At 43.8% G+C, this 9,390-nt stretch carries 7 protein-coding genes; all 7 read left to right on the top strand.

The genetic code is table 11. The features are described 5' to 3' along the window. Window positions 1–188 (top strand): hypothetical protein (locus B4K20_RS09160; RefSeq protein ID WP_289282661.1); only part of this gene is annotated, 188 nt, incomplete at its 5' end. Between the two features lie 503 nt (window positions 189–691). Further along, entirely contained in the window at window positions 692–1,231 is a 540-nt protein-coding gene (gene grpE / locus B4K20_RS09155) for a nucleotide exchange factor GrpE (protein WP_289282660.1), read from the top strand. 98 nt (window positions 1,232–1,329) lie between these two features. After that, a complete protein-coding gene (dnaK, locus tag B4K20_RS09150) occupies window positions 1,330–3,252 on the top strand; it encodes a molecular chaperone DnaK (protein WP_289282659.1) in 1,923 nt (640 codons plus the stop codon). A gap of 90 nt (window positions 3,253–3,342) precedes the next feature. Further along, a complete protein-coding gene (gene dnaJ, locus B4K20_RS09145) occupies window positions 3,343–4,455 on the top strand; it encodes a molecular chaperone DnaJ (protein WP_286305770.1) in 1,113 nt (370 codons plus the stop codon). A gap of 44 nt (window positions 4,456–4,499) precedes the next feature. Further along, the gene (gene dapB, locus B4K20_RS09140; protein WP_286305769.1) at window positions 4,500–5,306 is read left to right on the top strand and encodes a 4-hydroxy-tetrahydrodipicolinate reductase; all 807 of its coding nucleotides are present in this window, start codon (window positions 4,500–4,502) and stop codon (window positions 5,304–5,306) included. Between the two features lie 138 nt (window positions 5,307–5,444). Further along, a complete protein-coding gene (locus tag B4K20_RS09135) occupies window positions 5,445–6,494 on the top strand; it encodes an HD domain-containing phosphohydrolase (protein WP_289282658.1) in 1,050 nt (349 codons plus the stop codon). 38 nt (window positions 6,495–6,532) lie between these two features. Continuing rightward, a partial coding sequence (locus B4K20_RS09130; protein WP_289282657.1) for a transporter substrate-binding domain-containing protein occupies window positions 6,533–9,390 on the top strand: 2,858 nt, incomplete at its 3' end.

The raw sequence follows: 9,390 nt of genomic DNA, 5'->3' as shown, positions 1-9,390 counted from the left end.
AACGAACCAAACAAAAGGGCACCCGATATTGCCTCGTCGCTAAAAATTCACTGCATTTTATGGCGTGGACACCAACTCGCTACGCTCAAACACGTGTCCACTTAACCCATAAAATGAAGCCAATTTTTAGCGGCAATAGACGGGAAGAAAAAATTCTCTCTTTCCCCATTTGTGCTGGCGAGGAGTGACATTTATTCAGGTCTGAGGGAGGCTAGTGTTTGATTCGTGGCATCCATGCCACTCCCCCTTTGGGCGCCTCCGGCGTCCAAATTTGTTCCAGACAAATTTGTGAGCGTAGCGAGTTTTAGCCGACCGCCTGAATCAATGTTATGACGAGTGGAGCCGCAGGCCAGCACGGTGGGGTGCCCTAGGGTTGTTAGGGAAATGGGCAAGCATTGCCCTGACTCGCCATCAAGGCGAAACTAATGACTGATAACTCTGAAGATAAATCTCTGTGTATTGATGATGGTTTGTTTTTTTATACGTTGTCATTGAGGCGTGCGTTTATATTTGGACAAGCAGAATAAATGAACTCGGGCTTAGCCCGAAACTTTGAAGCTCTAATAATCAGATAACGCTTTGAATACAAGTAGAATCACAAAAAATCAATAAATTCCAAAGTTTTCCTTGAAATCAAAATTTTCACCCCCAGATTGACGGTCTGTGATTAGCAAACCGGAATGATTCAATCATGAGCAACGAAGAAATCGAAAAGCCAGATGTAGAAGCAAATGAGCAAGCTGATACTGAGGCATCAGCAGAAACTGAAAAAACGACTGAACAGTTACTGGAAGAAGCACAACAACAAGCCGAAGAAAACTGGAATCAAGTGTTATTGGCTCGCGCTGATCTGGAAAACGTTCGTCGTCGTCATGCACGAGACCTGGAAAACGCCCACAAACATGCTCTAGATAAGTTTGTGAATGAGCTTTTACCTATTTGTGACAGCCTTGAGCTTGGCCTGAATGCCGCCAAGTCAGAATCAGCTACTTTAGAGGCTGTACGTGATGGCATGAGTATGACGATGAAAATGTTACTCGACAATATTGGCAAACTCGGACTGGAGCAAGTTGATCCTGTTGGACAGCCTTTTGATCCTGAATTACATCAAGCCGTTTCTATGCAGCCGGCAGATGGTATCGATGCCAATCATGTGATCAGCGTGATGCAAAAAGGGTATAGCTTTAACGGCCGTTTACTTCGACCTGCAATGGTTGTGGTCTCTCAATAAAAATAGGTTCGGGGCTTGAAATTTAAATTTTGCCCCCCAATTACATACCCGAAGGCTGCATAAATAGTCAGCAAGAATAAGATTGATGGAGTATAAAAATGGGAAAAATTATTGGTATTGACTTAGGAACAACAAATTCCTGTGTCGCAGTGATGGAAGATGGTAAAGCGCGCGTTATCGAAAACAGCGAAGGCGATCGCACTACGCCATCAATCATCGCTTTCACAAAAGATGATGAAGTATTGGTAGGTCAGTCTGCGAAGCGTCAAGCAGTTACTAACCCTAACAACACACTTTACGGTATTAAGCGTCTGATCGGCCGTAAATTTAAAGAAGATGTCGTTCAGCGTGATATCGACATGGTGCCATACAAAATTGTTGAAGCAGACAATGGCGATGCCTGGGTTTCTGTGAATGACAAAAAAATGGCGCCACCTGAAATTTCAGCTCGTGTTTTGATGAAAATGAAGAAAACAGCTGAAGAGTTTTTAGGTGAAGAAGTGACTGAAGCTGTTGTCACTGTACCTGCCTATTTTAACGACTCACAACGTCAGGCGACCAAAGACGCAGGTAAAATTGCCGGTCTTGAAGTGAAACGTATCATCAACGAACCAACCGCTGCAGCCTTGGCTTACGGTATGGATAAAAAACGCGGTGACTCTACCGTGGTTGTCTATGACTTAGGTGGTGGTACATTCGACGTATCAATCATCGAGATAGCGGATATTGAAGGCGAACACCAGTTTGAAGTATTAGCGACTAATGGTGATACATTCTTGGGTGGTGAAGACTTTGACCAACGCATCATTGATTATTTAGTTGCAGAGTTCAAAAAAGACCAAGGTGTTGATCTGGCAAAAGATCCACTGGCTCTGCAACGTCTGAAAGATGCGGCTGAAAAAGCGAAGATCGAGTTATCTTCAAGCCAACAAACAGATATCAACCTGCCTTACATCACTGCTGATGCATCAGGTCCTAAACACATGGAAATGCGTTTAACCCGTGCCAAGCTGGAATCACTGGTTGAAGACCTGATTTCACGCAGCATGGAGCCATGTAAAATGGCACTGAAAGATGCTGGCTTATCAACGTCTGAAATCAGCGATGTGATTTTGGTCGGTGGTCAAACCCGTATGCCTAAAGTACAGGAAGCGGTTAAAGACATGTTCGGTAAGGAGCCGCGCCGTGATGTGAATCCTGATGAAGCGGTAGCAGTGGGTGCGGCTATCCAAGCGGCTGTACTTTCTGGTGATGTCAAAGACGTATTATTACTTGACGTTACACCACTGAGCCTGGGTATCGAAACCATGGGTGGCGTGATGACCAAACTGGTTGAGAAAAACACCACGATTCCTACTAAAGCGAATCAAGTGTTCTCAACGGCAGAAGACAATCAGCCTGCAGTGACCATTCATGTGCTTCAAGGTGAGCGTGAAATGGCATCAGCGAATAAATCACTGGGCCGTTTTGACCTGGCGGACATTCCTCCAGCACCACGTGGTACACCACAAATCGAAGTGACATTTGATATTGATGCGAATGGTATTCTTAACGTATCAGCAGCTGATAAAGCCACAGGCAAAAAACAATCTATCGTGATTAAAGCCTCTAGTGGTTTATCAGACGATGAAGTTGAGAAAATGGTGAAAGATGCAGAAGCGCATGCGGATGAAGATCGTAAATTCCATGAGCTTGTCACTGTACGTAACCAAGCTGATGCATTGATTCACGGCACAGAAAAATCACTTAAAGATTTAGGTGATAAAGTTGAAGCTGACGAAAAAGAAAAAATCGAATCAGCGATTGCCGCTTTACAAGAAGCCATCAAAGGCGAAGACAAAGACGACATTGAAGCGAAAACAACCGCTTTAAGTGAAGTCGCTGGCAAACTGGCAGAACGTGCTTATGCTGAAAACGCGGAAGCTGGTGCTGCTGATGCGGGTCAAGCTGATGATGCGAAAGCCGGTGATGATGTTGTCGACGCAGAGTTTGAAGAAGTCGACGACGACAAGAAAAAATAATCTTTAACAAGATTATGTTGAGCATGGCAAACAGGCGTCAGGAATCTCCGGCGCCTGTTTTGTCGTTTTAGGTAGTTGGGAAAAAGAATAATGGCCAAAAAAGACTATTACGAAGTTTTAGAGTTATCACGCACGGCGACTGAAGCTGAAATTAAAAAAGCCTACCGTCGCATGGCGATGAAATATCATCCGGACAGAAATCCTGATGATGCTGAAGCTGAGTCCAAGTTTAAGGAAGCCAAAGAAGCCTACGAAATTCTATCTGACAGCCAGAAGCGTGCTGCTTACGACCAGTTTGGTCATGAAGGTGTCGACCAATCCATGGGCGGAGGCTTTAGAAGCAGTGGCGGCTTCAGCGATATTTTTGGTGATGTATTCAATGATATCTTTGGCGGTGGAGGTGGCGGCCGGCAACAAGCCTATCGTGGTGCTGATTTAAGATATCGACTTGATTTGTCATTGGAAGATGCTGTGGCGGGAACCACGGCGACTATTCGCATACCAGTCAATGTTGAATGTAACACCTGTGATGGTTCTGGTGCGAAGAAAGGGACACAACCCGTCACGTGTACTACCTGTGGTGGGCATGGTCAGGTTCGAATTCAGCAAGGTTTCTTTACCATGCAGCAAACCTGCCCACATTGTCGTGGTACCGGTAAGATGATCAAAGAGCCTTGTCCGGATTGTCATGGTGAAGGGCTGGTTCAAGAAGAGAAAACCTTACAGGTCAAAGTGCCTGCTGGTGTTGATACCGGCGACCGAATTCGACTCTCAGGTGAAGGTGAAGCGGGCACCCATGGTGCACCTGCTGGTGATCTTTACGTGGAAGTATCGGTAAATCGTCATGACGTGTTTACCCGTGATGGCACGAATTTATTCTGCGATGTACCTTTAAGTTTTGTCACTGCTGCGTTGGGGGGTGAAGTGGAAGTACCCACGCTGGAAGGTAAGGCTAATCTTAAGATCCCAGAGGGCACACAAACCGGACAACAATTCCGACTTAAAGGTAAAGGTGTTCAGTCAGTTCGTGGCGGCGCAACCGGTGATCTTTTATGCCGGGTTATCATCGAAACACCGGTGAAATTATCAAAGAAACAAAAAGAGTTACTGCAAGAGTTTGAGGGCGATCTGCAAGGCGGTGGTGAAAAGCATAACCCGAAACACAGCTCTTGGTTGGATGCGGTAAAACGTTTTTTTGAATAAGATGATGCGCTGTCATCACTAGGTGAAATGAAAAAGGAATAAATATGGCAACTAAGATTGCGATAAATGGCGCTGCTGGCAGAATGGGACGTTGTTTGATTCAGGCTGTAGAACAGACTGAGGGCTTAGCTCTCAGTGCAGCGATCGATCGTGCCGATTCATCATTAATCGGGGCAGATGCAGGTGAAGTCGCAGGCGTTGGCAAGTTAGGTATTGCGATTAGCTCGGATATTGAGCAGGCCACAAAAGACTCCGACATCATTATTGATTTCACTTTGCCCGAAGTGACCATGGCTTTATTGCCGTTTTGTGTGGCTAATCAATGTCGACCTGTTATCGGCACAACGGGGTTTGATGCAGACCAAAAACAAGCCATCGACGATGCGGCCAAACAAGTTGCCACTATCCTGGCGCCGAATATGAGTGTTGGGGTGAACTTATCATTAAAACTATTAGATATGGCTGCCCGGGTATTGGGGGATGACGTTGATATCGAAATAGTGGAAGCCCACCATCGCCATAAGGTAGATGCACCGTCTGGAACGGCATTGCGTATGGGCGAAGTGGTGGCTGATGCCTTAGGCCGTGATTTGAAAACATGTGCGGTATATGGTCGTGAAGGCCGCACAGGCGAACGCGACAGAGATACCATCGGTTTTGCGACAGTGCGTGCTGGCGATATTGTTGGTGATCACACCGTTATGTTTGCGGCAGAAGGTGAGCGGGTTGAAATCACCCACAAAGCCTCAAGTCGTATGACGTTTGCTTTCGGTGCCATGCGGGCATCAAGCTGGTTAATGCAAAAACAAAATGGTTTGTTTGATATGCAGGATGTCTTGGGCTTGTCATAACATCACTTATTCATGCTGCTGTCACTTGCCCGATGTAGTAGCTGAATTTATTTTCTAATACCCTGCTTGATGCAGGGTATTGTACTTTTCTTTCAACTTGCTTATATAATCGAACCACCTTTTTAATAGGTTGGATTGATGGCACCACATGCTCAGATTCTTATAGTTGACGACGTCCCTGACAATATTCAGGTCGCTATGAGCTTACTGAGGGAAGACAGCTATGAGTTTTCCTTTGCCAATAGTGGTGAAAAAGCACTGTCAATTCTGCAAAACGATGATGCTGCGTTTGATCTGATTCTGCTCGACATCATGATGCCTGGCTTAGATGGCTATGAAACCTGTCAGCGTATAAAAAGCCAAACTCAACTCAAAGACATTCCAATCATTTTTCTCACCGCAAAAGCGGATGTGGATTCTATAGCCAGAGCTTTTAAAGTCGGTGGGGTCGATTATGTGACCAAGCCTTTTCATGCCGCCGAACTCCTTGCTCGTGTTAGAACGCATGTCCAGTTATATCAGACAAAAAAATGGCTTGAGCAGCAAAATATTGATCTGGAAACAAAATCCCGTTTTGCACAGGCGCGCTTATTATCTGAGTTAGAAAATAGCCAAAAAGAACTCATCTGGTTTCTAACTGAATTGATGGAATCCACATCAGATGAAACAGGTAAACACATTAGGCGAGTGGCTGAGATTTCTGCACTCTTGGCCAAACTGCATCCCACATTAAACGATACTGATGCCGATACTCTTTACCATGCGTCACCCATGCATGATATCGGTAAGATGACAGTCCCTCATGAGATTCTTCACAAGCCAGGAAAATACACGCCAGAAGAATTTGAGGTGATGAAATCGCATACGACAAACGCGTATAAATTATTATCAGGTTCCAAACGAAAATTAATTAAATCAGCCGCGATTATTGCCTATCAGCATCATGAAAAATGGGATGGGAGCGGTTATCCCCGTGGTTTAAAAGGATCTGACATACACATCTATGGGCGAATTGTTGCTCTGGCGGATGTATTTGATGCCTTGACTCATCAACGTTGCTATAAAACAGCCTGGACAGTTGATGATGCGGTTGCTTTCATCCAGGAACAGCGCGGTTTTCACTTTGATCCTGAGTTAGTCGACTTGATGATAAGCCACCTCGATCAGTTTGCTGACATTGTTAAATAGATGCTTATAAGATGAATTATCCTTTAGTAACCACAAGAATGACATTAATCACAACGTTCATTCTGTTACTGAATTCAATCCTCATCTTCTATAGTCCAACTGTCCAATCCGCCGCGGAAACAGTCCGAGCTCAGTACCAATCACCTGTGCTATTAACGAAAGAAGAAATTGCCTGGATAGACACCCATCCTGAAATTATTGTGGGGGCCGGGAGTGAATGGCCACCTTATGATTTTGTGAACGAAAATAATCAATACATCGGTATTGCCAGGGATTATCTCAACATCGTTTCTTCATTAACAGGCTTAAAATTTACCTATGAAACGGAAGGCTCTTGGCGTGATCATCTAAAACAGTTTGTTGATGGAGAGATTGATTTATTACCTGCAGTATTTATGACGCAGGAAAAAATGGCTTATATGACATTCTCCAGTCCGTATCATGAGGCTGTTGAATATTTTTTTATTCGTAATGACATTAAACTCGACAATAAAAACTCGCTGGATGGATTGCGAGTGGCTTTACCAAAAGATGACTCCAGAATTAGTACGATCAAACGCTATTTCCCCAGGCTTAATATCATTGAAACCGGCTCATTAGATGAGGCTATCCACTTAGTCCTGAATGGCGATGCCGAACTGTTATACGACACTTATGCTGTTTTGAGCTACAAACTTGATAACAAAGCTATTTTGAATATCGAACCATTACAGTCGACACGCTATTTAGGGAGTGAGAATCTCTACATGGCTACGCAAAAATCAGAGCCGATGTTGTCATCAATTATTGATAAAGCTTTACTTGCGATATCAGCAGTACAGAAACGTAGTATCGATGATAAATGGTTTAAACGAAATATTACTGATGAGGCCGTATCGAAGAATATTATTTTGTCACCGAGTGAACAATTCTGGTTAAACGAGCATAAAACGATTCGTTTTACCGGTGACCCTAACTGGTTGCCATATGAAGCCTTTGATAAAGATGGAAATTATATTGGTATTGTTGCTGAGTATTTGCAACTGATAGAAAACAAACTGGGCATCACTATTGAGTACGTGCCTACTTCCACTTGGGCAGAGTCAATTGAGCTTATTAAAGCAGGTAAGGTCGATATGATTTCAGAAACCAGTGATTCAACACGGGGTCAGTTTCTGACCTTTACCAGGCCATATTTAAACAGCCCAATAGTCATTGTCATGCGTGATGATAATGTTTATGTCGAAAATATCTCGTCAATAAAAAAGAAAAAAATTGCCGTGATTCATGAATATGGCTATGTAGATAATATTCGTAGTCAGTATCCAGATATCAACTTTATTGAAGTCATGTCGATTCAAGAGGGCTTGACTGCCGTGTCTACTGGAAAAGTAGATGCATTAATAGCCACACTGGCTCAGGCCAGTTATCACATTGCCGAAATGAGTATTAACAACATACGCATAGTAGGGGAAACCGGCTTCAAAACCTCACTGGCATTTGGGTTTAGCGAGGCTTATCAACCGATGGTTAGCCTTTTTAACCGGGCCTTTAATGCTATCTCACTCGCAGATAAGCAACGCATACTTGATGAGTGGGGGAAAGATAAATATGCGGCGATTGTCGATTACAGTTTGATGTTGAAAATTGTGATCTTGTTTTTAGTTGTGGTGGCTTGGATTTTATTCTGGAATAGAAAACTAGCCGCTCAAGTCCGCTTACGTGAGGCTGCCGAAGCACAAACAAAAACCTTGATTGATCATATGCCCTTACAGATTGCCGTCACACATTTTGACGGTCAGATCATCACCGCTAACCCTCAGGCATTATTAGACTACAACATGCAGCTGGATGAATTACCTCAGTTTAATATTCTGAGTTTTTATTCGAACCCGAAACAACGTGAAGAAGTACTTAATGAGATAAAAACCCAAGGGTTTGTGGATCAAAAGATCGTCGAATTCAAAAAAATGGACGGTGAAGAACGCTCGATGATGGTATCTATTATGCCCATCAAATACCAAGGGCAAGAGGCGTTATTGGGCATCGCTGTAGATATGACGGATCGGATCGAGATGGAGGCTCAACTCGTCGAGGCGAAGGAAAAAGCGGAAGTGGCTAACCGTACAAAATCTGAGTTTCTTGCCAATATGAGCCATGAAATCCGGACGCCGATGAATGCCATTATTGGCTTTACCGAGTTGCTCTATGAGCAGGTTAAAGACAATAAGTTGAAATCCTATGTAAAAACGATTCAGTCGGCTGGCAATGATTTAATGTTATTAATTAATGACATTTTGGATTTATCCAAAATCGAAGCCGGAAAACTCGACATACAATATGCTGCCACCAACCCACATGTCTTGTTTGAAGAGTTATCGCATATATTCAGTGTGCCATTACGGAATAAAGGTGTTGAACTGATTCTGGAAGTCGATTCAGACATTCCTCATAGTCTGATGCTGGATGTGGTTCGTCTGCGTCAGGTATTACTCAACTTACTGGGAAATGCGGTTAAATTTACTCAGTCAGGTCGAATAACGATGCGGGCAAGTGTCGAGAGCGCTGTGGGTAGTCATCTAAAATTACGAATTGATATTGAAGATACTGGTTTAGGCATACCTGAGGATCAGTTAGATCGAATATTTGAAGACTTTCATCAAACGCCTGGTCAGGACAATGCAAAATTTGGCGGAACGGGTCTCGGTTTATCCATTTGTAGTCGTCTGATTAAACTAATGGGTGGAGCTCTCACAGTGAAAAGTGAAGTAGGTAAGGGGTCTACTTTTACGGTGCATCTGAATAACGTTGTCGTCGCATCAATTGCGGCTGATTCAAGCTTGAGGCAGTACTCGGCATCTTCACTGCCTGTTTTTTCACCTGCAACTATTCTTGTGGTGGATGATATTGAAGATAA

The sequence above is a fragment of the Methylophaga sp. UBA5088 genome (assembly GCF_002414625.1).
Classification (GTDB): domain Bacteria; phylum Pseudomonadota; class Gammaproteobacteria; order Nitrosococcales; family Methylophagaceae; genus Methylophaga; species Methylophaga marina.
The sequence above is the reverse complement of the archived record's forward strand: the minus strand, read 5'-3'. Positions and strand labels throughout refer to the sequence as shown.

What these genes read in the sequence shown, in the direction of transcription:
- grpE (WP_289282660.1), top strand. Translation starts at nt 692, where the DNA reads ATGAGCAACGAAGAAATCGAAAAGCCAGATGTAGAAGCAAATGAGCAA.
- dnaK (WP_289282659.1), top strand. Translation starts at nt 1,330, where the DNA reads ATGGGAAAAATTATTGGTATTGACTTAGGAACAACAAATTCCTGTGTC.
- dnaJ (WP_286305770.1), top strand. Translation starts at nt 3,343, where the DNA reads ATGGCCAAAAAAGACTATTACGAAGTTTTAGAGTTATCACGCACGGCG.
- dapB (WP_286305769.1), top strand. Translation starts at nt 4,500, where the DNA reads ATGGCAACTAAGATTGCGATAAATGGCGCTGCTGGCAGAATGGGACGT.
- B4K20_RS09135 (WP_289282658.1), top strand. Translation starts at nt 5,445, where the DNA reads ATGGCACCACATGCTCAGATTCTTATAGTTGACGACGTCCCTGACAAT.